15 protein-coding genes are annotated in these 25534 nt (G+C 70.9%); 8 read left to right on the top strand and 7 right to left on the bottom strand.

The annotated features are described in order from the left end of the window. Nucleotides 1-206 precede the first annotated feature (206 nt). Nucleotides 207-1673: a penicillin-binding transpeptidase domain-containing protein gene (locus tag AB0J58_RS09290; protein ID WP_364212425.1), complete on the bottom strand. Its 1467-nt coding sequence runs from the start codon at nucleotides 1671-1673 to the stop codon at nucleotides 207-209. A gap of 167 nt (nucleotides 1674-1840) precedes the next feature. After that, nucleotides 1841-2245 carry a MerR family transcriptional regulator gene (locus tag AB0J58_RS09285; protein WP_364212422.1) on the bottom strand — a complete coding sequence of 135 codons (405 nt, stop codon included), beginning with the start codon at nucleotides 2243-2245 and terminating at the stop codon, nucleotides 1841-1843. Between the two features lie 103 nt (nucleotides 2246-2348). Here AB0J58_RS09285 and AB0J58_RS09280 point away from each other — a divergent pair, with 103 nt between their 5' ends. Continuing rightward, nucleotides 2349-3287, top strand: coding sequence for an aldo/keto reductase (locus AB0J58_RS09280; RefSeq protein WP_364212419.1), 939 nt, complete (start codon nucleotides 2349-2351; stop codon nucleotides 3285-3287). A gap of 149 nt (nucleotides 3288-3436) precedes the next feature. Here the strand turns inward: AB0J58_RS09280 and AB0J58_RS09275 are convergent, their stop codons facing one another. The 3 genes from AB0J58_RS09275 to AB0J58_RS09265 form a co-directional block, all read right to left on the bottom strand. Next, nucleotides 3437-5719: a hypothetical protein gene (locus AB0J58_RS09275; protein ID WP_364212416.1), complete on the bottom strand. Its 2283-nt coding sequence runs from the start codon at nucleotides 5717-5719 to the stop codon at nucleotides 3437-3439. Between the two features lie 14 nt (nucleotides 5720-5733). Continuing rightward, entirely contained in the window at nucleotides 5734-15219 is a 9486-nt protein-coding gene (locus AB0J58_RS09270; protein WP_364212413.1) for a calcium-binding protein, read from the bottom strand. A gap of 637 nt (nucleotides 15220-15856) precedes the next feature. Beyond that, on the bottom strand, nucleotides 15857-16513 hold the full coding sequence (locus tag AB0J58_RS09265) for a TetR/AcrR family transcriptional regulator (protein ID WP_364212410.1): 657 nt from the start codon (nucleotides 16511-16513) through the stop codon (nucleotides 15857-15859). 69 nt (nucleotides 16514-16582) lie between these two features. On the opposite strand from AB0J58_RS09265, the gene AB0J58_RS09260 reads away from it, so the two are divergent. Beyond that, nucleotides 16583-17884, top strand: a complete 1302-nt coding sequence (locus tag AB0J58_RS09260; RefSeq protein WP_364212407.1) for a GH1 family beta-glucosidase — start codon at nucleotides 16583-16585, stop codon at nucleotides 17882-17884. Between the two features lie 62 nt (nucleotides 17885-17946). On the opposite strand, the gene AB0J58_RS09255 is transcribed toward AB0J58_RS09260, so the two are convergent. Further along, on the bottom strand, nucleotides 17947-18759 hold the full coding sequence (locus tag AB0J58_RS09255; RefSeq protein WP_364212404.1) for an aldo/keto reductase: 813 nt from the start codon (nucleotides 18757-18759) through the stop codon (nucleotides 17947-17949). 376 nt (nucleotides 18760-19135) lie between these two features. On the opposite strand from AB0J58_RS09255, the gene erm reads away from it, so the two are divergent. Continuing rightward, the gene (erm, locus tag AB0J58_RS09250; protein WP_364212401.1) at nucleotides 19136-19966 is read left to right on the top strand and encodes an ErmE/ErmH/ErmO/ErmR family 23S rRNA (adenine(2058)-N(6))-methyltransferase; all 831 of its coding nucleotides are present in this window, start codon (nucleotides 19136-19138) and stop codon (nucleotides 19964-19966) included. A 46-nt stretch (nucleotides 19967-20012) separates the two neighbouring features. Here the strand turns inward: erm and AB0J58_RS09245 are convergent, their stop codons facing one another. Next, entirely contained in the window at nucleotides 20013-20834 is an 822-nt protein-coding gene (locus AB0J58_RS09245) for an AraC family transcriptional regulator (RefSeq protein ID WP_364212398.1), read from the bottom strand. Between the two features lie 118 nt (nucleotides 20835-20952). Here AB0J58_RS09245 and AB0J58_RS09240 point away from each other — a divergent pair, with 118 nt between their 5' ends. Genes AB0J58_RS09240 through AB0J58_RS09220 form a run of 5 tightly spaced genes read left to right on the top strand, consistent with a single transcriptional unit; the run spans nucleotide 20953 to nucleotide 25534 of the window. After that, nucleotides 20953-21954, top strand: coding sequence for an ABC transporter substrate-binding protein (locus AB0J58_RS09240; RefSeq protein WP_364212395.1), 1002 nt, complete (start codon nucleotides 20953-20955; stop codon nucleotides 21952-21954). Beyond that, nucleotides 21951-22766: a siderophore-interacting protein gene (locus AB0J58_RS09235; RefSeq protein ID WP_364212392.1), complete on the top strand. Its 816-nt coding sequence runs from the start codon at nucleotides 21951-21953 to the stop codon at nucleotides 22764-22766. Before AB0J58_RS09240 ends, AB0J58_RS09235 begins: the two co-directional genes overlap by 4 nt. Continuing rightward, nucleotides 22756-23745, top strand: a complete 990-nt coding sequence (locus AB0J58_RS09230; RefSeq protein ID WP_364212390.1) for an iron chelate uptake ABC transporter family permease subunit — start codon at nucleotides 22756-22758, stop codon at nucleotides 23743-23745. The genes AB0J58_RS09235 and AB0J58_RS09230 overlap by 11 nt, the downstream gene beginning before the upstream one ends. Beyond that, nucleotides 23742-24773, top strand: coding sequence for an iron chelate uptake ABC transporter family permease subunit (locus tag AB0J58_RS09225; protein ID WP_364212387.1), 1032 nt, complete (start codon nucleotides 23742-23744; stop codon nucleotides 24771-24773). The genes AB0J58_RS09230 and AB0J58_RS09225 overlap by 4 nt, the downstream gene beginning before the upstream one ends. Then, on the top strand, nucleotides 24758-25534 hold the full coding sequence (locus AB0J58_RS09220) for an ABC transporter ATP-binding protein (RefSeq protein WP_364212384.1): 777 nt from the start codon (nucleotides 24758-24760) through the stop codon (nucleotides 25532-25534). Before AB0J58_RS09225 ends, AB0J58_RS09220 begins: the two co-directional genes overlap by 16 nt.

Genomic DNA, 25534 nt, shown 5'->3' with positions numbered 1-25534 from the left:
CTCCGCCTGACCGCCCAGAAACTCCGCCATGACGGCTTTGGCTATAACGGGTTCCAGCGACAGAGACCGCCACCCGTCCCCCGCACCCGCCACCCATGACCTACTCCGCCTGACCGCCCAGAAACTCCGCCATGACGGCTTTGGCTATAACGGGTTCCAGCGACAGAGACCGCCACCCGTCCCCCGCACCCGCCACCCTCGATGACCTACTCCGCCTGACCGCCCAGAAACTCCGCCATGACGGCTTTGGCTATGGGAGCCGCCACCCGTCCCCCGGATCCGCCCCCCTCGACCAGGACCCCCACGGCGATCCGGGGGGAGACGGCCGGGGCGAAGCCGGTGAAGAGCGCGTGGGCCCTGCCCTTGGCGGTGTTCTCCGCGGTGCCGGTCTTGCCGGCCACCTTCACCCCCCGGATGGCCGCGGCGGAACCGGTGCTCCCCTTCCCGGTGGCGGCGACCATCATCACGGTGAGCCGTTCGGCCTCCTCCGCGCCGAGCACCCGGCGGTACGCCGACGGCTCGGCCTCGTCGATCATCGTGCCGTCGGCGAGACGTACGTCCTTCACGAGGTGGGGGCGCATCAGTGAGCCGTCGTTGGCCACCGCCGCCGCGATCATCGCGATCATGAGCGGGGTGGCCCGGACGTCGAACTGGCCAAGCGCCGACATCGCGGTCTGCGCGTCGTCCAGCACGGAGGGGTAGACGCTCCTGGCCACCGGCATGGGGACCTCCAGATCGTCCGTGTCGAATCCGAACGCCTCGGCCTGCTCGCGCAGCACGTCCTGGCCGAGGTCGACCCCGATCTTCGCGAAGGGGGTGTTGCACGAGAGCTTGAACGCCTGGAGCAGCGGCGGGTTGCCGTTGCCGCAGGTACCGCCGCCGAAGTTGCGCAGGTAGGTGCTGGTGCCGGGGAGGCGCAGGGACGCCGGGGCGCTGACCCGGGTGCCGAGGCCGTACCGCCCGGAGTGCAGCGCCGCCGCGCCGGTGACGACCTTGAAGGTGGACCCCGGCGGGTAGTTCCGCTGGATCGCCCGGTTCAGCAGCGGGTTCGCGGGGTCACCCCGCAGCCGCTTGTCCACCCTGTCCAGCCTGGCCGCGTCGAAGCTCGCGTACAGGTTGGGATCGTACGAGGGCAGCGAGACCATGGCCAGGATCGCGCCGGTGCGTGGGTCGATCGCGACGACGGCGCCGGGCTTTCCGGTGGCGCGCAGCCCGTCGTAGGCGGCCCGCTGGGCGCCGCGGTCGACGGTGAGCCGGAGCGTGGCGCCGCCGCGGGTGCCCCCGACCAGCCCGCGCACCTTCACCCGGGGGTCGCCTCCCGAGAGCAGGGCCTCCTCCGCCTGCTCGATGCCCGCGCCGCCGTGGAGCGAGAAGTGCCCGGTGATCGCCGCGTAGAGCGGGCCGTCTGGATAGAACCGCCGATACCGGTAGGTGGCGCCGCCGGCCTTCCGGCTGGTCGCGATGACCGTGCCGTCGTGGAGCAGGATCTGTCCCCTGGGGCTGTGAAAGCGGGCGATCATCGTCCGTTGGTTGCGCGGGTCCTCGTTGAGCCGCTCGGAGTCCAGCCCCTGGAGGTAGGTCACGTTGGCGAGGAGGGCGAACAGCATCCCGCCGCACATCAGGGCGACGTGCCGCAGCGGAATGTTGATCCGGCGTGCGCGCGGTGCGATCATGACCCCTCCCCGATACCGGTTTAACAGCCGGACCGAAAAGGGCACCTCGACCAGCGGCAAAGCCGCCGTACGGGTTCTAGCCGACCATAAGCCGCGAGGGTCCACGACTGGGGCCCGCACTCCGCCGACCGTCCGCGATCACCGGATTCGGCGGCGACGACCTCGGCTCAGCTCAGCCGGGAAGCCGGTGCGGGTTCCCCGGCCGCGCACTGGTCGACCACCGAGTGGTAATAAGCGATCTTGTTCCGGATCGCCACCTGCCGCTCGCGCAGGTTGTCGACCTGTTCCTGCACCCGCCGGTCGTGGGCTTCGAGCAGCGCGATCCGCTCGCGGACCGTGTGGTCGCCCGCCCTGGTCATCTCCGCGAAGCGGAGCATCTCCGCGATCGGCATCCCGGTGTCGCGCAGGCAGCGGATCATGCCGAGCCAGCCGACGTCCTTCTGGGTGAACCTGCGCTGTCCGGCCGCGTTGCGGTCGATCGACTCAAGCAGCCCGATCCGCTCGTAGTAGCGGAGCGTGTCGAGGCTGAAGCCGGTCTCCTCCACCACCTGTCCCGGTGTGTACACACTCACATCAGGCAGCATGCCACCTGGAGCCCACTCCAGGTCAAGCCTAAAAATTTCCCGGCGAAACCCTCTTGACCTGGAGCCCACTCCAGCATTCAAGGTCATCTCCATGACACACCTTCCCCTCGCCCTGGGCACCATGTACTTCGGCACCCTCCTCGACGACAGGACCGCCTTCGCGATCCTCGACCGGTTCACCGAGGCCGGCGGCACCCTGCTGGACACCTCGAACAACTACGCCTTCTGGAAGGAGGGGGCCACCGGCGACGAGAGCGAGCTGGCCCTCGGCCGCTGGCTGGCCGCCCGGGGCAACCGTGACCGGGTGGTGCTGAGCACCAAGTGCGGCGCCCGGCCGACCGTCCCCGGCGACCGGACCCTGGACTTCGCCGAGGGCCTGTCGGCCGCGACGATCGCCGCCGCCGCCGAGGGCAGCCTGCGGCGGCTGGGCACCGACCACGTCGACGTGTACTGGGCCCACATCGAGGACCGCTCCACCCCCCTGGAGGAGACCCTGGGCGCCTTCGCCGAGCTGGTCGGAGCGGGCAAGGTCCGTGAGATCGGCGCGAGCAACGTGCGGGCCTGGAGCCTGGAGCGCGCCCGCGCCACCTCTCGGGCCACCGGCCGGCCGCTCTACACCCATGTGCAGCTCCGCCACACCTACCTGCACCCCCGGTACGGCACGCGGCTGCCCGATTCAGGTCACGTCCTGGTCGAGGACGACATGCTCGACTACCTGCGCTCGGAGCCCGGTCTGACCCTGTGGGCGTACAACACGCTCATGGCCGGCTCCTACACCCGCGCGGACCGGCCGATGCAGGACGCCTACGAGCACCCGGGCACCACGCGCGGGCTCGCCGCGCTACGGGAGATCGCGGACGAGCTGGGCGTGACGGTCAACCAGGTGGTGCTGGCCTGGCTGACCGGCGGTGACGTCACGACGGTCCCGCTCGTCGGGGTGAGCTCGGTGGCCCAGCTGGAGGAGGTCCTGGGCGCCCTGGACGTCAAGCTCGACGACGAACACCGCGCCCGCCTGGACGCCGCCCGCTGAAAGGCCGCCGGGATCCCGCCCCCGGTCACGGAGGCCCGGGGCCCCTCAAAGGGGGACCAGACCGGGCTGTCACCGGTTGACCGGGGCCGGTCCGGATCCAGGCACCACCTGATCGTCGGCGCAGGTGGTGCCGGTGACCGGGTCGGCCCTCAGGAACGGGCCAGGGTGAAGCGCCCGCTCCCGTTCTTCTGGATCACTATCACGGCATGGGAGCCGGTCACGGTCGGTGTGATGGTGATGCGCTCGGCCATGCCCGGTCCCCGGGCGAAGGCGCCCTTCGCGTCCGCTCTCGGTCTCGCCCACTTGGACGCGCTGGGCGCCATTGTGAAGATGTCGAGATCCTGGCCGTCGAGGGGGGTGACGGTGAAACTCACCGGCTCGCCCGTCGTGAGGTCCGCGGTGCGGATCTCGACGATGTCGGCCGATTCCATGGACAGCTCGGTGGAGGTCGACGGCGCGAGCGAGCCCTCCGACTCGGCGAACTCGACGAGGTAGGAATCGCTGTCGAGCGCGCTCGCGTTGTGGACCCGGGGGAAGTAGGTCTTCGGACCGGACGTGGCGTCGACGGCGACGAAGTCCGGCTTGTCGTTGCCGGTCTGCTTGCTCGAGACCCCGTTCGTGTGCGACCGATCCTTGAAGAGGCTCACGTGGACGTCTCGCGTGGGAGACTCGACCAGGAGCGCGGCCACCACCGACCAGGTGGGCCGTGCGGTGGTGAGGGAGTAGTCGCCGGACGGCATGGGCGGGCGGTTGAGCTCGACCCTGTCCAGCAGCGGTTCGAAGAACTCTGGATCGATGGTGTTCTGATAGAAGGCGGCCAGCGCCTCATGCTTTCCCGCCGGGGTCGATATCCCCGCCAGCAGGGCGTTCTTGAACTCGCCGACGGTGTTCGGCCTGCTCGCCGCGACGACGGAGGCGACCTTCTCCGGGCCTTCTGAGGAGAGGTCCCAGTAGATCTCGTTCCTTGGGTCACCGTCGGCGATGTCCATCAGCGCGCCGGCCACCCGGCCCTCGATGTCGGGTCCCGTCGCTCCTCCCCATTCAGGGGTGTCCCAGGTGGCGTTCTCCAGGTCGACCGACGCGTCCAGCGGCCCCCAGCGCCGGTGAGTCTCCCCATAGGCCTGGACGGCCAACCAGGTGGCCCACCCCTCCGTCCAGGCGCATCCCTCCGAGGTCACCTGGTTCATCCAGCGCAGGCCGCCGCACGAGGGGGCCGACGGGTACGCGTCGGCGTAGGCGTAGTCCATGATGAAGTGGCCGATCTCGTGGGCCACGGTCATCTTCGCGAGGTGATCCGTCGCGCTCATGATGATGTGGTCGGGCTCGGAGCAGCTCGAAACGCAGTTGTTGAAGACGGCGTACGGGACCGTGAAGTCGGGGGCCCATTTGATCGGTATCGAGCGGCAGGGTGAGGCGCCGGCGACCCAGCAGCCGCCCGGGTTCCCGATCCAGCCGGTGTACGCCTTCCACGCGGCGTGCGCGGCCGTGAAGATCCGGAACGTGCCCTCGTCCGTGCTGCCGGGCGCGGGGAGGTAGTCGACGATCTCTCTTTCGCCCCGCTCGACATCCGGGACGACGGGCGTCTGGAACGTGTAGAGGGCCCTGTTCCTCGGGTCCTGGACCGACCAGTGGTCGTTGAAGGACAGACCCGTCACGTAGACGTCCTGACCACCGCTCTCGTCGCTGTCGTCTCCGTCGAAGCACAGCTCGTAGTCGCCCTGGTCATCGGTCTCGCCTCTGGCGAGCACGTCGTCACCCCCTTCGGCGTCCCGGTCCATGACGTGCAGCCTGAGCCGGGGAACGCCCTGGACGGTCCCTTCGACCGTCAGGTGCGCGACCGTGCCCTGCACGCAGGTGTCCGCCACCGTCGCGTCCACCGTCGCGTCCACCGCCGCGAACGTCTCGGCGGGCGGCGGGGCGAGGGTCACGGTCGCGGGTCGCGCCATGCCGAAGAAGGACTTCTCCTGCCCGACGGTGACGTAGGCCAGCGCCTCGTTGCCCGGGCCGGGCCGCCCGTCCGTGACGTGGACGTTGACGGCGGCCGGGCCGGGCGCGGTGGCCGTCACCGTGCCGACGTAACGCGCCTGCTCGTTCTTTCGCATCGGGCCGGTACGGCTCGCCCGGTCCAGGTGGCTGCGCCCGATCGTCGCGGGGCCCCGGCTCGTTCCCGAGGGCGGGCTCACCCAGCGCAGGTTCTCGGGCAGGTCCATCAGGACCCGCACGTTCGCTGCCTTCTCCTTCGAGGTGACCGTGACGCTCAGCGTGGCGGTCTGCCCCACGGCCGGCGCCCGATCGAGGGTGGCGGTGACGGCGAAGCAGTCGCCGGGCACGCACCGCTTCGCGGCGGCGGGTCCGGTCTCCGCTTGGGCGATCGCCCCTCCGGCGGAGAGGCCGGTGGCCACGAGCACCACCGCCAGTAGTCGATGCAGCATTGACGAATCCTTTCTCAGCTCGCGCATGCCCACGGCGAATCGAAATGTCCAGGTGTGGAGGGGTACGCCGAGCCGCTGTCGTTGGCCGGGATCGCCAGCTCCACGTACGCGGACGTACCGGGTGTGGTCGCGTCCGCCGCCGTACGGCCGGCGCCCGAACCCCACGCCACCTTGGCGAGGAAGTCCTGCATGGCCGGGGAGTGCTGGCGGACGATGTTGTGGCCGCCGTTGGCCGCGCCGCAGTGACTGAACAGGTTGTACGAGCCGTTCCAGTCGATCATCTTGTCCCCCGGGTTCGGCCCGTTGGCGGTGATGTCGCCCTGCAGCACGTCCCGGCCCGCTCCTCCGTACAGCCAGTCGACGCCCTGGTGATGCTGGTCGTCGCCCCCCTCGGCGTCGGCCTTGTCGGTCAGCTTGAACCACAGGCACGGGTCCACGCTGGTGGTCGGCGTGTCGGCCGGCCAGCGCCCGGGGGCGCAGTTGCCCGGGTAGGAGCCCCGGGGGTTGTAGTCGAGCAGGTCCGAGCCGAGCACGGCCGACTCCGTTCCCCCTGCGCCGCCGAACACGTGGTCGACCATCCGATCGCCGGTGCCCCTGGCGCCCGGATCGAACGTCCCGTCGGAGCTCAGGCAGTCCGGGGTCGCCGCGTCCAGGACGGGGTCGCAGCCCTTGCCGCCCCACAGCACGTCCGCGCCGCCGCCGCCGAAGACCTCGTCGCCGCCGCTGTCTCCGTTGGCCAGGTCGTCGCCGTACCCGGCGTGCAGGCTGTCACGGCCGGGGCCGCCTCGCATGGTGTCGTCGCCACCCGAGGTGAGGCCGTCGTGCGGCATGGCCGGATCGGTGGGCGCGCCGGCCCAGACGTCGCCGTCGGCGTCGTGCAGCAGGTCGACCCGCCGGTCGTAGGTGCCCTCGCGGAAACCGGTGTAGCTCTCCTTGGGCGGCGACTTGAGGCTGACCGTGAAGCTCAGCCGTCGCACGTCCCCCGCGTCGACGCGTTCGTTCATGACACCGCCCCGGTCGCCGAGCATGGCGTCCTCGCCCGCGCCGCCGTCCATCTCGTCGTCGCCGAGTTCGCCGAACAGGTCGTCGTTCCCCGCGCCGCCGAAGATCCGGTCGTCGCCGTCCTGACCCCACAGTCCGTCGTCGCCGTCGTCGCCGTACATCCGGTCCGCGCCGAACGCGCCCGCGGGTTCACACGTCCGCTGCGCCTCGGTGCAGAACCGGGTGGCGGAGCCGGGCAGGTCCGGGTCGTGGGTGCGGCTGCGCGTGGCGTTCGCCGGCACCTGGCCCGCGGGGTACCGCTCGGTGTAGACCCGCTCCGCCGTCCCGGTCAGGGTGCGGACGAGTGAGCCGTTGTCACCGAGCAGCACGTCGTCCGCGCCGCCGCCCTCGATCGCGTCGTCGCCGTCCGGCGCGCCGGGGGCCGAGGATCCGCCGATCAGGTCGTCCTGTCCCGCCTGCGGATCGGTGCCTTCGAGGTCCTGGGCCCCGCCCGCCGTTCCCGGCCAGCCCGGGTCGGGCAGCGGGGTGACGGTGGTCTGCGCGGAGTTCGCCGACAGCGGGAGGTCACCGCGGAGCACGTCGGCTCCGCCGCCTCCCTCCACGTAGTCGCCGTCGCCGCCGCCGGAGAGGAAGTCGCCGCCGTCCTGGCCCCAGAGCACGTCCACTCCCGTGCCGCCGGAGATCCGGTCCTCACCCGCCGCGCCGCCCAGCGACCGCACCGCCCTGGCGGTCATCGGAGTTCCCCGCGACCCGAGCCGCACGGTGGCGCGGGTCGGTTTCTCCGCCCCGGCCACCCGGAGGATCTCGGCGTTGTCGCCCAGCACGACGTCGTCGCCCGGCCCGCCGTACAACGCGTCGGCCTGGTCGGCCGCACCGGTGAACGAGCCGCCGACCAGATCGTCGTCGCCCTGGTCGCCTTCCACCCAGTCGGTGTCCTGGCCGCCTTCGGCGTAGTCGTCTCCTTCCCCGCCGCGCAGCCGGTCGGTGTCCTCCTGCCCGAAGAGGGCGTCGTCGCCCGCGCCGCCGTCCAGCACGTCCGCGCCTGAGCCGCCGCCCAGCAGTTGCACCCGGTGGGCGTGCTGCTGCCCTGGCCTGCGGGCCACGGGGGTGGCCTCCCCCGTCGTGGCGAGGACGGCGTTGTCGCCCGCGATCACGTCGGGCCCGTCACCGCCGAACAGAGTGTCCCCCTTGTCAGGGTGCGTCCCGGTTCCTCCGCCGACGATCTCGTCCTCGCCCGCCTCTCCGTACACGGTGTCCGCGCCGTTGCCGCCCTCCAGGTGGTCCGCGCCGTCGTTGCCGTGGATCTCGTCGTCGCCGATCCCGCCGAAGGCGGTGTCGTCGCCGTCCCCGCCGTGGATCACGTCCCCGGCGCCCGCCGTCGCCGGCGTCCCGTCGAGGTCGTGCGACCCCGTCGCCGTGCCGTTGTCGCCGACCAGCCGGTCGGCGCCGGTGTCGCCGTACAGCGTGTCGGCCCCGTCGTCCTTTCCGGCGAGACGGTCTCCGCCGACGACCAGGTCGTCCCCGGCGCCGCCGAAGAGCGTGTCCTCGCCGTCGTTGCCCTCGACCGTGTCGGCCTGGGCGCCGCCGTACAGGGTGTCGTCGCCGCCGTCGCCCGACACCTGGTCGACTCCGTCGTCGCCGTATCCGGTGTCATTGCCCGACCCGCCTTCGACGACGTCGTCATCGGCGCCGCCGTACAGTTCGTCGTCACCGCGTTCGCCGCAGACCCGGTCGTCGCCGCCGCCCGCCACGACGCGGTCGTCGCCACCGCCCGCCGACACGACCTCGCGGCCCGCGCCGCCCAGGATGAGGTCCCGGCCGTCCTTCGCGTCCTCGGCCTCCTCGCACGGCTCGGCGCGACGACGGTCACCGAAGACGGTGGTCCCGCCGTCCCCGCCGACCAGGTGGTCGTCGCCGTACCCGCCCACCAGCAGCTTGGCCGAGGCGACCACCCCTTCCGGCAGCGGCAGGTGGTTCACCGCGCGCACCGGCCCGTACGGCTCCGTCCCGGTGACCTCGCCGACCTCGGACGGCTCGGCGATCACCCAGTCGTCGCCGGGGCCGCCGAAGATCTCGTCCTTCCCGTAGCCTCCCGCGAGCACGTCCTCGCCACCGCCGCCGAAGATCCGGCTGACCTGGCCGGGCTGCGAGCGCCCGGCGACCAGGTCGACGCCCCTGCCGCCGTAGACCTTGTCGTCGCCCGCGCCGGTGTCGACGTAGTTGACCCCCGAGTCCTCCGGGCCCTCCTCCTCCGGCCCGGTGGCCTGCCGCGGACCCGTGTAGATCTCGTCGTCGTTCGAGCCGCCGGTCAGCGTGTCCCCGCCCGGCCCGCCGACCAGGGTGTTCGGCTGGGCGCGGTAGCGGGGGGACGGGTCCCCGGCGGCCAGCGGGCTGTCCGAGCCCACGCTGATCGTGTCGGCTCCGCCGTTGCCCCACAGGTGGTTGGCGCCCAGACCCGCGGTGATCCTGTCGTCACCGTCGTCGGCGCGATCCTGCGGTTCTTCCGGAGTGTCGTCCCCGTCCCAGTCCGCGACCTCGACGCCGCCGACCCTGCGTTTGCCGGGAACGAGCCCGCCGTCGCCCGCGACCCAGTCGCCCGCGCCGCCCACGGTCAGGTAGTCGTTGCCCGGCCCGCCGGCCACGAAGGCCCTGGCACCGCCGTACTGGTCACCCGTGGTGATCTGGTCGTCGCCCGCGCCGCCGTCCACCACGGACGCGCCCACACCCGTCATGACCACGTCGTTCGCCGCGCCGCCGAAGGCCACCACCTTCTTGTCGAAGGGGTACGGCTTGCCGTCCGAGCCCGCGTAGCCCTGGAAGAGCAGCCGCAGGTCGCCGGTCGCCCCATGGCCGTCGGCCAGCACCCGGTCGAACCCGCCGCCTCGGTACTCCTCACGGAAGCCGAGCGCGCTGACCGCGAATCCCGCCTCCTGCGTGTCGTCGGCGGGGAGTTGGATCACCGTCCACTGTTCGGCGTCGTCGCCCGGATCCGCCCAGTCGCCACCGCGAGCCCCGCGCATGGGGCCGATGTGCAGGACGAGGGCGTTTCCGCTCGCCGTCGCCAGCCTCGGTGGTTCGACCCCGCAGTCGGGCCGTACGGCGAAGTCGAGCAGGGTGGCCTCGACGATCGTCCAGTCGAACCGCTTCTTGAAGATCGAGACTCCGATCTCCACCCATGCCTTCAGGTAGACCTTGAGCTTGCCGTCCATGTTGAACAGGCACTGCGGGTTGCGCAGCAACACGGTCACGAACTCGCCGAACCGGAACTTGCCGTCGTTGGTCGGGTCCGCCCAGCTCATCGCGATCGTCAGGGAGATGCCCCCGTTTACCCCAGCCTTGATGAGGAACAGTTCCACCGCCGCCCCGGCCTCCAGCTCACCGCGCAGGGTGATCACCGGGAGCGGGAGCCCGCGCTCGTCGGTCGTCACCAGGTAGAGGCTGTCGAGAACGCGGATGTCGACCTTACGTTCCTCGATCGCCTTGCGGATGCCGTAGGTGTCGAAGCCCGCCTTGATGCGCCCCTCGATGCCGGCGCTGCCGGAGATGACCACCATGATCGGCGGCGGGGCGTAGACCGGGCCGAACGACTGGCTGTAGTTGAACCCGAGCCGCAGCGGGCCCGAGTCGTACTCGACGAGCTCCACGTCCTTGCCCATGAGCAGGCTGAAGATCGCCTTCCCCTTGTTCTCGAGCACGGGGAAGGCGAACCCGGCGCTCTCCGCGTGGTCGATGGGGCCGGACGGGGCGGCCTTCGCCTTCGCGCCGCTCTTGGCGTCGGCCTTCGCGCAGGTCCTGGCCTTGTCGTCCAGCGCCTTGAAGAGATCCTCGGTGACGAAGCGCTCCCCGGTGATGAGCGAGTCCGCCACGTCCGGCGAGTTCGGCGTGTTCAGCGCCTGGCCGCCGAGCACCTGGAAGCTCCCGATCGGGATGGCGATCGAGCCCTGGCAGTCGGGCAGGCTGGACAGGACCCTGGTGACCTCGACCACCTTGGTCAGGAACTCCGTGTCCATTCCCCCGCCGAGGGTGTTGAACTTCTCGGCGATCGTGATCAGGTTCACGTCCGTGCCCCCGGCCGCCCTGCTCAGGTCCGACAGCACGGGGATCGGCGCGTAGAGCTGGTCGATGACCGGCCTGACCGGTTCGGTGAGCCGTTTGACCTGGGTGACCACCGGGCCGAGTACGGTGCGGAAGAAGTCACCCGCCTCCAGGGTCACGTCGTTGAAGGAGATGTGCAGGTCGTCGGGGTCCGGTGTGCCCCCCTTGGTGAGGTCCCAGTCGAGACGGAATCCGCCGTACAGGCCGGGCAGCATCGGTGAACCCGCCTGGACGGTGAACTTCCAGTCGATGTTCGCCCGAGCCGACATCGTGGTCTCCACGAGATCTCCCGGGTCGGCCAGCTGGGCCATGCCGATCCGGCCGACGGGTTTGAGGCCGACGATGAACGCGCCCGCGAAGAGTTCGGGGGCCGCCGTGGGCCGGTTCTCCAGCTTCACGTCTAGAATCGAGAGCTTGGCGTTGATCTCCTTGGGCAGCTTGACGTTCACCCCTACTCCGAGGTTGGGCCGGTCGTCCTGCTCGGAGTTGACGAAGAACCCGCTCTGGCGGTCCAGGCCGACGGTGGCGTGCAGCCTCCAGGCGAGGTTCGCCTGCACGCCGTCCCCCTCCCCCTGGCGCAGCGCGAGGCCGGGGACGCCGATGTCCAGCCGCCGCTCGACGCTCTCGCAGTCGCCGGAGCACCCCTTGACCGGGTCGAGCTCTCCGACGCCGATGTCGATGGTGAACTTGACGCCGGTCAGTTGCGGGCCCGGTACGGCGTCGCACGTCTCTCCCTCGGCGGGCCCCTGCGCGGTGACACAGCTGATCACCGGCTGCACTCCTGGGCCGATCTTGGGCGCGAGGTAGGTGGTGTACCAGGTCCGCAGGTCCTTGCCGGTGGGGACCCTGCCCTGGTTCGGCAGCTTGGAGAGCGCCTCCTTGATCTCCTGGCGCTTGGCTCCGATGAAGTCGGCACCCTGCTGGAGGTCGTCGCCGACGGCGGGCAGCTTGCCGTCCTGCGCGGCGAACCGCAGGCCGGACTCCATCAGCGTGAGGTAACGCTCGATGCCGTCGCCCAGGTTGTACCAGTCCAGCTCCATACCGGCGGGCAGGGTGCCGAAATCGAAGTCCGGCACCTCCAGCCGTTTGATCCCGTCCGGCAGTTCGGTGGTGAGGTCGAACATGTCGGACAGTGGGGCCACCCGCGGGAGCCGCACGACGAAGGCGTGCTTGCCGTCGGTGGTCACCGGACCGCCGTTGAGGTAGGTGGGGAGCACCGCGCACAGCGCCAGGTCCGTCTGCTCGCGCTGCGGGTCCTGGGCGCACTGGACCGAGTCGCTGGTCTCGTTGAGCGACAGGTCGATGCCGGTGAAGAAGTCGGCCAGCTTGACGGGCTCCTCCGTCTCTCCCGCGTAGCGCAGGTTGACGCTGTAGGCGAGCTTGACCTGCAGGGGGTCGTCGTCCTTCTTGCCGAGCGCGACGGGCAGCGGCCCGATGGTGCCCTCGACCGTGCCGTTCAGCTCCGCCTGGGCCCCGAGCCACACATTCGAGGTGGGGTCGATCCGCAGGTCCTCGGCGGGGTCGAAGGCGGCCTTGAGCGGCACGACGAGGCCGAGCTGGACCCCGCCGTCCACGCCGACGTCGAGAGTGCCGGAGCCGGAGGCGGCGACCAGGCTCTTGTCGCCGAACGAGAACCGCAGCGGCTCCTCGGAGGTGGCCTTCTTGTCGTAGTTCAGTGTGATCTTGAGCTCACCGGGGGAGCCCGGCAGGTAGTTGATCCCGACCTGCCCGCCGAGCGCCTTGTTCAGCTCGTCCACCAGACCCTGCAGGGTGTCGGGCGGAGCCGCCGTCAGCCGGTCGATCGCGTCCCTGAGGGGAGGTCGCAGGCGGTACCGCGTGCCGGTCTCGGGGACGTTGCCGGTGAACTTCTCGGTGAAGGCGAGGGTGTCGTCGCCGCAGACGGCGGCCACCCGCAGGAGCCGGCTGCCGACGTGCACCCCCCGGCCCACGTAGGCGTCGGTGAACGTGTGCGAGGGGTCGGTGAGGTGGCCCAGGTCGGGGCGGCAGCCGCCGTTGCCGTAGAGGACGCCGGAGCCGCCGCCCGTCTCCTCGGCGGCGACGAGCTCGGACACCGAGCGGCCGACCAGGGGAAGCCTCGTGGCCAGGGCGTCCTGCACCGGGCCGGTCCCCTTGACGTTGTCGAGGTAGGCCGCCAGCGCCCCCAGTGACTTGATCAGCGTGCCGAAGAGCGCGCGGGGGTTGTCCGGGTCGAAACCGAACTCCCCGACCTCGCCGAGCCTGTCGAACCCGCGGAACTCGACGGTGGCCGGATCGCCGATGTCCGGCATCACGACATCTCCAGAGATCGTGCCGCCGAAGAAGTCGGACGCTCCGGGAACACCCACGGCGAGCCGGCCCCTGGCCTCGGCGTTCACCTGAACGTCGAGTAGCTCGTCCGGCTTGGCGGCGAGCCGTTCGAACAGCTGTGTCAGCCGTACGTCACCCTGGTCCTTGAGCGTCACCCTGAGCAGGTCGCCCGTGTTCCTGGCCCCCATCGACAGGTTGCCGGTAAGCCGCACACCCAGGTAGCCGACGCCCGCGTCGACGTTCACTCCGGTCAGCACCGACAGCTGGGCACCGAACAGGTCGCGTCCCGTGCGGAGCAGGGTGCGGTCGGCGGCGCGGGGCAGCTCGGACACCACGGTCGAGGTGCCGTCCGGGTTGGTGTGGCGGTAGGGGCACGCCTTGCCCTGGCCGTCCGGCCTGCTCGCGCAGCCCTGGCCGGTGACCGGGTCGCTCAGGTCGAGTACGACCGTCGCCGAGGCGTGGTAGCCCCGCATGACCTGTGCCGTCGACGCCGCGGCGTTCGCCCTGGTGATCCCGGCATCGGCCTTGAAGGTGTCGCCGAAGGTCACCTGGCCGATCATCGGATCGGACGAGGCGATCCGGTAGGTCGCGCCGGGCGCGGGGAGGCTCGGGCGCCAGTCGCCGGTCAGCGTGATCGTGTCCGCGGAGTTGCCGGCCACGATGCCGCTCGATGTGCCCGCGGTGACCGTGCGCCCCTTGAACTCGTCCTTCTCCCACTTCCTGCCCGTGTGCTTGAGCGTCCGGGCGGCATAGGTGACGCCGGTGCCGCCGCCACTGGTCGTCTGGCCCGCCGGGTTGAGCGGTTCCGGCGTCACGTTGACGTTGCGGTCGACGACGATCGTGAAGGCGATCTTCTTGTCGGAGTCGTCGTATCCGGCCTCGGTGACCTTGATGACCGCGCCGCCGGGAAGGTTCTTCGCCGCTCCCAGCGCGGCCAGCATGCTCTGGATCGAGGTGAACGTCGGCTCGCCGGTGTCACCGTTGACGCTGTCCTTGACGAACTTCTCGATCGCCTCGGAGACCCGCACCGCGTCCGCCAGGCTGCCGCGCATGAACGGTAGGTCCAGGTTGCCCTTCAGCGGGCTTTGGGCGTCCTTGCGCCACTGGGAGCGCTGGACCGCGTTGATCGCGTTGGCCAGGTGCGCCAGCCCGTCCAGCAGGTCCTTGGGCGTCAGGTGCTGGAAGCGGTTGAGCCGGTCCAGGTCGGACTGGGCCACGGTGACCTGTGGCGTCCCGGTCGCGATGTCCGGCCAGTTCACCTTGACGGTCGCGGTCGCGCCGTCGACCGGCGCCCCCGCGAAGGGCTGGGCCCGCAGGTTGAAGGTGGCGGCGGCCGACCCCGCCGGGGAGACGCGGAACAGACCGGCGGCCGCGCCCTCCGCGGCCAGCTCGCCTGTCCCGGTCAGGTCCAGCCTGCCGTCGCCGTTCGGGTCGGCGGCCGAGAAGGTGAGGGTGGAGCCGATGTCGAGCGCCGAGTCTCCCAGCACGTCCACGCCGAGAATGCCGAACGCCGCCGTGGCCTTCGCCGCGGAGTCCAGCCGTCCGGCGGCCTGGACCGTCAGCGCGGGGCCGGAGGCGTCCTTGATCAGGTAGACGGACCGGGTGGCCTGGTCGTATCCGAAGGACAGCTTCGCGTTCAGCCTCAGGTCGACGTCCACGCTCTTCGACGTGGTGAACGACACCCTGGGCGTCGCGCTGGAGATGCTGACCGGCTGGTCGCCGACCGACCTGGTGACGTCGAGGGTCAGGTCGAGGCGCTTGAGGTCGCCCTCCTCACGGGTGCTCGTGAGAAGCCTGCCTGCCCGCGGGCCCGGCGTGGTGTACTCCGGTTCGAGTTCGGAAAGGCTTGTGATGTCCTTGATCGGGTCGTACATCGCCTGATCGAACAGGGTTTCCAGGCCCAGGCCCGCCTCGGCCCCGGGGATCAGCCCGACCAGTGGCAGCCGCTCACCGAGCCTGCCCAGGGTGGCGAAGCCCCGGCTCACGTCGGCGAACCGCTTCACCCCCGCCAGCAGGGCGGTGGTCTCGGCGTCCCGTTGGGACCGCGCCGACGCGGTCTGAGGTAGCCCGGCCGTCATGCTCACCGTGACGAGCACCGCACACAATATTCTGAGCAGTCCGCGTGCCCGCACGAGACCTCCATGACAAACCGGGTTATTCAGGTGCAAAACGCGATTTTTGTACTCCTTCCGACTTGAGATCGACTAAGCGAGATCTCGTCGAGAAAACCCCAAGTCGCCTCGGATAGAAGAACCCACCGCCCGCCCACGGGCCGGCCTTCCGCCGTTCACCGGCACGCCGCGGGGACAGCCCCAAACGCGGCACCGCCCCTGCCGCGCGCCGCGCGCGACCCAGGGTCGAGGAAACCGCGGACAGCCGTGACAGAGCGGATCTTGCGTTCTTTCCGGTCTACCGGATCTCACCCATCCAGGTCAGAGCCGTCGCGTCGGCACAGCGGCCGATCCGGTCCCAGAGGCGACGCGACCAGATGTCGCCGAAACCCGATCGGGCCGCAGTGGGTCTGGAGCACGCCCACGCCACCGCTCTACACCCAGGCGCGGCTCCGCCACACCTACCCGCACCCCCCGGTACGGCACGCGGCTGCCCGATTCAGGTCACGTCCCGGTCGAGGACGACATGCTCGACTACCCGCGCTCGGAGCCCGGTCTGACCCTGTGGGCGTACGACACGCTCATGACCGGCCCCCGCACCAACGCGGGCGGGCGCCCGGGGTCATTCCTGCGACAGGTGCGCCGACAGGTAGCGACGGACCAGGTGCTTGCACTCGGCGATCAGCTCGGGGTCCCCGTCGGGCAGGGAGCGGAAGGCGAGCTTGAGCACCGCGTCGGCGGCCTCGACCGCGACGAAGAGCGCCCGGTCCAGTTCGGGGCCGATCGGGGCGCCGAGCAGCTCGACGGTGATCGTACGGAGTCGGTCGGCCACGATGACGTTGTTCTCCAGCGCGGCGTCGAGCATCCGTTCGGTCCCCTTGACCACGGGCCCGCCGGGTGCGGCGAGCACCTCCCCGAAGTCGACGACGGCGAATCCCGGCGTGGCCCGCTTCATCGCGACGAACTCGTCGATCGCGAGGTCGACCATCTCCGTCCAGTCGGAGAGCCGCACCTCCGCGAGCCTGGCCGTGATCCGGCCGAGGAACGCCTCCAGGTTGCGCAGCGCCAGCGCCCGTACCAGCCCCTGCTTGTCGGGGAAGAACTGGTAGAAGGTGCCGATCGGCACCTCCGCGCGGCGCGCGACCTCCTTGGTGGTCAGCGCCTCGTAGCCGACCTCGTCCAGCAGCCGCGCGCACTCGTCCAGCATGCGCTCGACCCGTTCCAGGCTGCGGCGCTGGGCAGGGCGGCGGCGAAGCGTTCCCCCGGAGACGTTCGTCATCTCTCCATCATCCCCCACGGGCAGGCCCGGGGGTTAACATGAGCCAGACTCATACATTTGGAGGCCGGAATGTTCCTGTGGGGTACGGCGACCGCGTCCTACCAGATCGAGGGCGCCGTCGCCGAGGACGGGCGTGGCGCCTCGATCTGGGACACCTTCGCCCACGAGCCCGGCCGCGTCCGCGGCGGCGACACCGGCGACGTGGCCTGCGACCACTACCACCGCTGGGAAGAGGACGTCGAGCTGATGTCCGGCCTCGGGGTGAACTCCTACCGCTTCTCCATCGCCTGGCCGCGCGTCCAGCCGGACGGCAAGGGCGCGATCAACCAGGCCGGCCTGGACTTCTACGACCGGCTGACCGACGCGCTCCGCGAGCGGGACATCGTCCCGGCGGCCACGCTGTTCCACTGGGATCTGCCGCAGCCCCTGGAGGACGAGGGCGGCTGGCTGAACCGCGACACCGCCTACCGCTTCGCCGACTACGCCGCGGCGGTGGCCGACCGGCTCGCCGACCGGATCCCGATGTGGATCACTCTGAACGAGCCCTTCGTCCACATGGTCTTCGGCTACGCGCTGGGCGCCCACGCTCCCGGCAGGACCCTGGTCCTGGACGCGCTACCCGCCGCCCACCACCAGCTGCTCGGACACGGCCTGGCGGTGCGGGAGCTGCGGGCGCGCGGCGCGGAGCAGGTCCTGATCACCAACAACTGCACCCCGGTCTGGCCCGCCTCCGCCGACCCCGCCGACCTGGCCGCCGCCGACGCCTACGACATCCTGCACAACCGCCTGTTCAACGACCCGGTGCTGCTCGGTTCCTATCCCGACCTGTCGGCGTACGGGGTGAGCCTGGACTGTGTCCGGGACGGCGACCTGGATCTGATCGGCGCGCCCCTCGACGGCATCGGCATCAACTACTACAACCCCACCCGGATCGCCGCACCCACCGGTGCGGGCCTCCCCTTCGACGACGCGGGTGTCACCGGCTACCCCACCACCGCCTTCGGCTGGCCCATCGTCCCCGACGGCCTGCGCGAGCTGCTGGTCGGCCTCCGCGCCCGGTACGGCGACGCCCTCCCGCCGGTCTACGTCACCGAGAACGGCTGCTCCCAGCCCGACGAACCGGCCCCTGACGGGACGGTCGACGACCAGGCCAGGATCGACTTCCTCGACGGCCACATCGAAGCCGTCGAGCGGGCTCGGGCGGAGGGGGTGGACGTGCGCGGCTACTACGTCTGGTCCCTGCTGGACAACTTCGAGTGGGCCGAGGGCTACAGCCAGCGCTTCGGACTCGTCCACGTCGACTTCCCCACCGGGAGGCGCACCCCCAAGGCCTCCTACGAGTGGCTGCGCCGGCGGATCTCACAGGGCTGACGCGCCTCGACGCCCGCGCGGGTCGTGGCGGTGGCGCCCACCGTCACGACCCGGCACCGTGCTCAGCGGTGGAAAGTGTCCGGGTCCGGACCGATACGGAGTCCCGTGTCCAGCTTTGCGATCTCGGCGATGTCCTCCGCGGTGAGGGCGAAGTCGAAGACGTCGAGGTTCTCCCTGATCCGCGAAGGCGTCACCGACTTGGGGATGACGACGTTCCCCAGGTCGAGGTGCCAGCGGAGCACGACCTGGGCCGGGGTCTTGCCGTACTTCCCGGCGAGGGCGACGATCACCGGGTCGTCGAGCACGGCCCCCTGCGCCAGCGGGCTCCACGCCTCGGTGACGATGCCGTGCTCGGCGTGGAACCCGCGCAACCCGGCCTGCTGCAGGGCCGGGTGCAACTCGACCTGGTTGACCGCCGGGACGACGCCGCACTCCTCGATGAGGCGGCTCAGATGGGCGGGCTGGAAGTTGGACACCCCGATGGCGCGGACGCGGCCGTCGGCGTACAGCTTCTCCAGTGCCTTCCAGGTCTCCACGTACAGGTCCCTGGCCGGGGTGGGCCAGTGGATGAGATAGAGGTCGAGCCGGTCCAGGCCCAGCCTCTCCATGCTCGCGTCGAAGGCGGCGAGGGTGGAGTCGTAGCCCTGGCCGTCGTTCCACAGCTTGGTGGTGACGAAGACCTCGTCACGCGGCAGACCTGAGGCGGCCAGCGCCTCGCCCACTCCCCGCTCGTTCCGGTACAGCTTCGCGGTGTCGATACTCCGGTACCCCGCCTCCAGCGCCTCGGTCACCACCTCGGCGGTCCGCTCCGGGGGCACCTGGTACACGCCGAAACCGAGCCGGGGCATGGAGACCCCGTTGTTCAAAGTGATCATCAGTACTTCTCTCCTTGAGCGGCCGCCGACGACCCGGGCGGCCGTCGGCGGCACGCGCCGAACACGGATGCCTCATGGGCGAACGCCTGTCATTCGAGCACACCGCCGGGGCGGCCGCCAGAACGCATCCGTACCCGGCCCCTCTGACCTGGGGCGGAGCGGAAAATCCGTTGCGAGGTGACGAGACGAGCCGTAGCGTCCAGCACCATGTGCACCTACTTCGCCAACCTTCTGGTCGGCTACGTGATCCGTCCTCGCGGCAGCCGGGCTCTGGCCCGCTAGGGACGCGTCGACACTCCGTTCCGCACGCGTCCCCGATGCGCGCCCAGGGCTTTTCCGAGACCTTTTTCACCTCGGACCCGAAAGGGCGACGGCTGTGGCGCACTCCTTCGCGCACGGAAACCATTCACACACCCATGGAAAGGTAGGAAACGGCAACGGTCGCGGCGAACGCGACCGGGTCAGACGCACCCTCTCGCAGAACTTCCTCGTCGATCCGCACGCCGTCCGGCGGATGGCCGCCGCGGCCGGATCACACGGGCTGCTTCTGGAGCCGGGCGCGGGCACCGGTGCTCTCACCTTCGCCCTCGCCGAAAGCTGCGCGAGGGTCGTGGCGTACGAGATCGACCCGCGGCATGCGGGCAGGCTCGCCGCCCGCACCCGCGGCGACGACAGAATCGAGGTGATCAGGGGTGACTTCCTGACCGCGCGGGCTCCGCGCGAGCCGTTCGCGGTCGCCGGGAACATCCCGTACTCGATCACCTCCAGGATCGTCGACTGGTGCCTGCGCGCCCCCGGGCTCACCTCGGCGACCCTGCTCACCCAGCTGGAGTATGCGCGCAAGCGGTCCGGCGACTTCGGCCGCTGGAGCAGGCTGACCGTGCTGAGCTGGCCGGGTCACTCCTGGGAGCTGGCCGGCCGCGTCGGCCGGATGAGCTTCCGGCCGGTGCCCGCCGTCGACTCGGCGATCCTGCGGATCGAGCCGCGCGGTGTCCGGCTGCTGCCCGCGGGGCGGGACGCGGCCTGGCGCGAGTTCGTCGAGTACGGCTTCACCGGCCTTGGCGGTTCGCTGCACGCCTCGCTGCGGATGCGGTACCCGGCCCACCGGGTCGACGCCGCGTTCGCGGAGGCGCGGGTGGACCGCGACACGGTGGTGGCCTTCGTCCACCCCGACCGGTGGCTGACCCTCTTCGAGCTGCTCCGCTGACACCCCCGCGCACCGCCCGGTCCCGGGCGGTGCGCGGCCCCTTCGATCAGGCCGAGTCGGCCTCGTGCAGGGCATAGCGGCCGGGCGTGCATCCGTACTCCCTGGCGAAGGCCGTGATGAAGGCCGAGGGGGTCGCGTACCCGACGCGGTGGGCCACCTCGGCCACCGGCCGGCTCTCCAGCAGCACCCGCGAGGCACGCAGGCGCAGCTTGGTGCGCCACTGCGAGTAGGGCATGCCGAACTCGCGTACGAAGTCGCGTTGCAGCGTCTTGACGCTGACGTGCAGCCGTTCGGCCCACTCCTCAAGGCGGACGGGGTCGCCCGGGTCGTGTGACAGCGCGCGGGCGACGGTCATCGCGAATCCGGTACCGGTGGCGTGGTGGCCGACGAAGTCACGGGTCGACGCGCCGAGTCCGGCCATGATGCGCTCGCGGGCGACGAGTGCCGCCTGCTCGTCGTACCCCGGGCGGGCGATCGCCTGGACGAGCCGGGCCGCCTCGTCGTCGATGGACACCGCGCCGGCGCGCAGCCCGCCGAGCGCCTCGGGCACCTGGCGCAGGCAGATCCGGTACACGGTCTGCCGGTCCGCCGCCCGCACCTCGTGGCTCACCGCGCGGTGCGCCCAGAACGCCTCCCCCGCCCCCACGAACTGCGCGTCGGCCCCGTACCAGGTCGAGAGCACGCCGTCGGGCGACCAGTAGAGCTGGTGCAGGAAGTCCTGCCGGCTCTGGCCGAATTCGAGCACGGCAGCCGAACGGTACTTAAGCACGAGGACGCCGGTGAGCGTGCCCAGCCCGTAGCCGTACTCCTCGCACCAGAGCGGATCGGTCCCGAAGTGGCCGACATCGGTCACAGAGTGACTTCTCATCGACATTGGATGGCCCCCCCTCGACATTGGAAAAGTTTCGGTAAGGCTAACCTAAGTAGCGCCTGACCATGAGGTCGGGCCGCTTGCCCGGTCTGAAACACCCCGAAGGAACACACCCATGTCCTCCCGACAGCCCCGGCGCCTGGCCGGCGCTCTGGCCCTCACCCTCGCCCTGGTCGCCGGCTGCGGTTCCACCGATTCCGGCGAGGAGTCCACCGCCGCGGCGCCCGAGACCCGCGTCTTCAGCGCCGACAACGGCGAGATCACCATCCCCGCCGCCCCCAAGCGTGTCGTCGCGACCGGGTACGCGGTGCCGGCGCTCATCGAGGCCGACACCCCCCTGGTCGGCATCTCCAGTTGGAAACGCGGTCTGGCGATGATGACCGAGGAGGACCTCGCGACGTACAACGGGATTGAGAAGATCGCGGGAGAGACGGCCGCCGAGACCAACTACGAGGCCGTCGCCAAGGCCAAGCCCGACCTGATCGTCATCGGCGTCCCGAAGCCGGCCCTCGGCGACATCGACATGAAGCGGCTGGAGTCCATCGCCCCGGTCGTCGCCATCGGCCCGTCCGTCCCCTCCGCCTGGCGTGAGCTGTCGCGCCGCCAGTCCGACGCCGCGGGGCGCCTCAGCGACTTCGAGACCGCCAAGGCGGCGTACGAGAAGAGGACGGCCGAGCTCACCGAGAAGTACAAGGGCGCTCTGGACGGTATGAAGTTCGGCCACGTCGGTGCCTACGGCGACGTGACCGAGGGAACGTTCCAACGCGAGTTCACCGGGTCGTGGGGCACCAACATCGCCTCCGACATCGGCGTGACCTACTACGGCGAGGTCAAGGAGAAGGGCGGTGGCTCGCTCGACGTCGGTGAGTACCCCTCGATCGAGGAACTGCCGGACAGTTTCGCCGAGGCCGACGCCATCACGTACACGCTGGAGAGCGACGGTTCGGTGAGCAAGCCGGTGCAGTACGTCCTCGACTCCAAGCTGTGGAAGAACCTGCCCGCGGTCAAGGCCGGCAACGTCTTCCCGCTGCGCTACACGGAGGCCGCGACGTACGGCTCGGCACTCAAGACGCTGGACTCCATCGACGAGGCGCTCGCGCCGCTGCTCGGCCGATGAGCGTCGACCGTAGCGACCCGAGGGGTCGCGTCGCCGCCCACCACCGGTCCGGAACCGGCACCGCGCGGATCGGCTACCCGATCGGGGTCCGCACCGTCTCGGTGCTCGCGCGCCGGTACGTGACCCCGCGCCTGCTCCGGCTGACCGTCGGCGGCCCCGGGCTCGAAGGATTCCACAGCTACCAGGCGGACGACCACATCAAGATCGTCTTCTCGGACCCGGACGGCACCCGCCGCGACCCGGTCGCCAACGACCACCTGGAGCTCGACTGGCCGACGCCGTCGCCCACGACGCGCAAGTACACGGTGCGGCGGTACGACGCCGAGGCCGGCGAGCTCGACCTGGACTTCGTGCTCCACGAGGGCGGGGTCGCGTCGGCGTGGGCGGTCGCCGCCGAGGTGGGCGAGGAGCTCACGATCGCCGGCCCGCCGGGGGCCAAGGCGTTCCCGCACAACTACGGGCACTACGTCTTCGCGGTCGACGCCACCGCGCTGCCCGCGGTCGCGCGCTGGCTGGAGGAGTCCCCTGCCGACGTCTCGGCCCAGGTGGTGATCGAGACCGACGACGCCGCCGAGCACGCCTACCCGCTCGCGGCACGCGAGGGGCTGGAGGTCGTCTGGCTGGTCCGCGAGGGCGACCGCTCCTTGCTCGCGGAGACGGTGCGCTCCCTGGCCCTGCCCGAGGAGCGGACCTTCCTGTTCGCGGCCGGGGGGGCGGGTGACATCAAGCCGCTGCGCTCATGGAGCGCGGGACGGCTGGACTCGCTGTTCACCGGGTACTGGAAGCGCGGAGTTGCCGGGCTTGAGGACTGATCTACCGGCGCGGGCCGCGCTCCTCCTGGCGGCCCTCGCACTGCTCGCCGTGGTGGCGGTGGCCGGGGTGAGCATCGGGACACGTTCGATCGCCCCGGCCGAGATCTGGCGTGCCTTCACCGACTTCGCCGGCACCGACGATCACCTGATCGTCCGCGAGATCCGGGTGCCGCGCACCATCCTCGGCATCTTCGTCGGGGCCGCTCTCGGCACCTCGGGCGCGCTGATCCAGACGCTGACCCGCAACCCGCTGGCCGAGCCCGGCATCCTCGGGGTGACCGCGGGTGCCGGTTTCGCCATCAACCTGGGCGGCGTGCTCGGTCTCGCGGGGTCGCAGTCCGCGCAACTGACGCTCGCCTTCGCCGGCTCCGTGCTCGCGGTACTCCTGGTCTACGCCGTCGGCCAAACCTCCCCGCTCCGGCTCGTACTGGCCGGTGTCGCCCTCAGCTCGGTGCTCGCGGGCCTCTCGCTCGGCATGCGCCTGATGCTTCCCGACGTCTTCGACCGGTTCCGCTTCTGGTCCGTCGGGGCGCTGGCCGGCCGCGAGCAGATGTCGCACACCGTCCCGCTGCTGGCGATCGGCATCGCCCTGGTCTGTGCCATGGCGGTGGCCAGGCCGCTGAACGCCATGGTCCTGGGCGAGCAGGTCGCCCATACGCTCGGCGGTCACACCGCACGGACCAAACTCGCCGTCCTCGTACTCGTCACCCTGCTCGCCGGCGCCGCCACGGCCGTGGCCGGACCGATCACCTTCGTGGGGCTCATGATTCCGCACCTGGCCCGTCGGGCGGCCGCCGGCTCGATTCCCTGGCTGATGGCCTACACGATGGTGCTGGGCCCGATCCTGCTGCTGGTCTCCGACATCGGATCGCGCGTGCTGCTGCCGACGGGCGAGGTCCCGGTGGCCGTCGTCACCGCCTTCCTCGGCGGCCCGGTGCTCATCTGGGCCGTACGGCGCTACGGGGCGGCGTCGCTGTGAACGACATCGTGCTGCGCGCGGGCTCCCGCTCGGTCAGGATCGAACGCCGGACGCTCCTGATGTCGCTCGTGCTCACCGGCGTCGCGCTGGCCCTGGCCTTTCTCGGCCTCAGCCACGGCCCCTCCTGGGCCGCGCCCCCGGAGGTGTTCGCGGCGCTCGCCGGTCACGGGGACTCGGCCCTGGTGATCCGGGAGTGGCGGTTGCCCCGGGTGGCCGCCGCGCTCGTCTTCGGTGCCGCCCTGGGGCTGGCCGGGGCGATCTTCCAGAACCTCACCCGCAACCCGCTCGGCAGTCCGGACGTCATCGGCCTGGACGTGGGCGCCTACACCGGCGCGCTGGTCGCGCTCACGGTGCTGAACGGGACCTCCGCGCAACTCGCGGTGAGTTCGGTGGCAGGCGGCCTGCTGACCGCGGCGGCCGTCTACCTGCTCTCGCTGGACTCCGGGCTCAGCGGCCTGCGGCTGGTCGTCATCGGGATCGCGATGAACGCCATCCTGACCGCGGTCAACTCCTGGATCGTGCTCCGCACCGAGCTCGACGTCGCGATCGCCGCGACCGGGTGGAGCGCGGGTTCACTGAACGGTGTCGACTGGGACGAGGTACGCCTGCCGTTCCTGGTCATCGGCGTGCTCGCGCTGCTGCTCGTCACGCTGGCGCAGGCGATGCACCAGGCCGCGCTCGGCGACGAGCTCGCCGTCACCTCGGGCGTGGGCCTGGGCCGCCTCCGGTTGCTGATCGTGCTGGTCGGCGTCGGCTGCACCGCCACCGTGACGGCGGTCGCCGGGCCGATCGTGTTCATCGCGCTCGCCGCTCCCCAGATCGGCCGCCGCCTCGCCGGCGCGGCCGGGGTGCCTCTGGTGCCCGCGGCGCTGACCGGCGCGGTGCTGCTACTGGCCGCCGATCTCATCGCGCAACTGCTGCTGGCGCCGGTCGCGCTGCCGGTCGGTGTCGTGACGACCGCGATCGGCGGGTGCTATCTCATCTGGCTGCTCTTCAAGGAAGTGAGGCGACCGTGGCAGCGCGCCTGACCGCCCAGGACATCACCCTCGGCTACGGCGAGCGGGTGGTGTCGGAGCATGTGAGCCTCGACGTGCCCGACGGCGCGTTCACCGCCATCGTCGGCGCCAACGCCTGCGGGAAGTCGACGCTGCTGCGTTCCTTCGTCCGGCTGCTCAAGCCCTCGGCCGGTACGGTCGGCTTCGACGGCCGCGACGTGAACGGCTACCGGCCCAAGGCCATCGCCAGACAGGTCGGGTTCCTGCCCCAGGGCCTGGTCGCCCCGGAGAACATCGTCGTGCGACGGCTCGTCGCCCGGGGCCGCTACCCGCACCAGTCGATGCTGTCCACCTGGTCGGCCGAGGACGAGCGGGCCGTACAGCGGGCCATGGCCGCGGCCGGCGTCGCGGAACTGGCCGAGCGGGGCGTCGAGGAGCTGTCCGGAGGCCAGCGCCAGCGCGTCTGGGTCGCGATGGTGCTGGCCCAGGAGACGCCCTACCTGCTGCTCGACGAGCCCACCACGTTCCTCGACATCACCCACCAGTACCAGCTGCTCAAGCTGTTCGCGCGGCTGCGCGACGAGGGGCGCACGATCATCGCGGTGCTGCACGACATCAACCAGGCCTGCCGGTTCGCCGACCACGTGGTGGCGATGAAGGCCGGTCGCGTCGTCGCGGAGGGAGCCCCCGCCGACATCGTCGACGCCGAGCTCATCGAGGAGGTCTTCGACCTGCCCTGCGTCGTCGTGCCCGACCCGGTCACCGGCACCCCCATGGTGGTGCCGACCGCCTGA

Source organism: Streptosporangium sp. NPDC049644 (assembly GCF_040675205.1).
GTDB classification, from domain to species: Bacteria; Actinomycetota; Actinomycetes; order Streptosporangiales; family Streptosporangiaceae; genus Streptosporangium; species Streptosporangium fukuiense.
The sequence above is the reverse complement of the archived record's forward strand: the minus strand, read 5'-3'. Positions and strand labels throughout refer to the sequence as shown.

What these genes read in the sequence shown, in the direction of transcription:
- AB0J58_RS09280 (WP_364212419.1), top strand. Translation starts at nt 2,349, where the DNA reads ATGACACACCTTCCCCTCGCCCTGGGCACCATGTACTTCGGCACCCTC.
- AB0J58_RS09235 (WP_364212392.1), top strand. Translation starts at nt 21,951, where the DNA reads ATGAGCGTCGACCGTAGCGACCCGAGGGGTCGCGTCGCCGCCCACCAC.
- AB0J58_RS09290 (WP_364212425.1), bottom strand. Translation starts at nt 1,673, where the DNA reads ATGATCGCACCGCGCGCACGCCGGATCAACATTCCGCTGCGGCACGTC.
- AB0J58_RS09260 (WP_364212407.1), top strand. Translation starts at nt 16,583, where the DNA reads ATGTTCCTGTGGGGTACGGCGACCGCGTCCTACCAGATCGAGGGCGCC.
- AB0J58_RS09275 (WP_364212416.1), bottom strand. Translation starts at nt 5,719, where the DNA reads ATGCTGCATCGACTACTGGCGGTGGTGCTCGTGGCCACCGGCCTCTCC.
- AB0J58_RS09265 (WP_364212410.1), bottom strand. Translation starts at nt 16,513, where the DNA reads ATGACGAACGTCTCCGGGGGAACGCTTCGCCGCCGCCCTGCCCAGCGC.
- AB0J58_RS09245 (WP_364212398.1), bottom strand. Translation starts at nt 20,834, where the DNA reads ATGAGAAGTCACTCTGTGACCGATGTCGGCCACTTCGGGACCGATCCG.
- AB0J58_RS09240 (WP_364212395.1), top strand. Translation starts at nt 20,953, where the DNA reads ATGTCCTCCCGACAGCCCCGGCGCCTGGCCGGCGCTCTGGCCCTCACC.
- AB0J58_RS09255 (WP_364212404.1), bottom strand. Translation starts at nt 18,759, where the DNA reads ATGATCACTTTGAACAACGGGGTCTCCATGCCCCGGCTCGGTTTCGGC.